Source organism: Mesorhizobium sp. M4B.F.Ca.ET.143.01.1.1, assembly GCF_004792275.1.
Taxonomy (GTDB): Bacteria; Pseudomonadota; Alphaproteobacteria; order Rhizobiales; family Rhizobiaceae; genus Mesorhizobium; species Mesorhizobium abyssinicae.
Genome location: NZ_SRSR01000139.1, coordinates 1 through 379 on the forward strand (window position 1 = coordinate 1; position 379 = coordinate 379).

Sequence of the window (379 nt, forward strand, 5' to 3'; positions counted from 1 at the left end):
CCGATGCGAAAAGGTGACGGTGGCCGCTTTCGCAGACCGTGCTCAGTAGGTGGCGCGTCCGCCGGAAAGATCGAAGGTGGCGCCGGTCGTGAAGGAATTCTCGTCCGACAGCATGAAGGCGACCATGGCCGCCGCCTCCTCCACCTCCACGAATCTGCCGCGCGGAACCTTGCCGAGCATGTAGGTCACCTGCGCCTCGGTGAGCTGTTCGAGGATGCGGGTGCGGGCGGGCGAGGGGGTCAGCGCGTTGACGGCGATGTCGTGGCCGGCGAGTTCCTTGCCGAGCGATTTGGTCAATGCGAGCACGCCGGCCTTGGCGGCCGAATAGGCCGCGGCATTGGGGTTGCCCTCTTTGCCGGCGACGGAGGCGACATTGACG

General features: G+C 66.5%; 1 protein-coding gene. It reads right to left on the bottom strand.

Annotated features, from left to right (window positions below; all coding sequences use genetic code 11):
• Window positions 1-42: 42 nt before the first annotated feature.
• The coding region (locus tag EN786_RS36330) for an SDR family oxidoreductase (protein ID WP_135910076.1) at window positions 43-379 on the bottom strand (337 nt) is incomplete at its 5' end.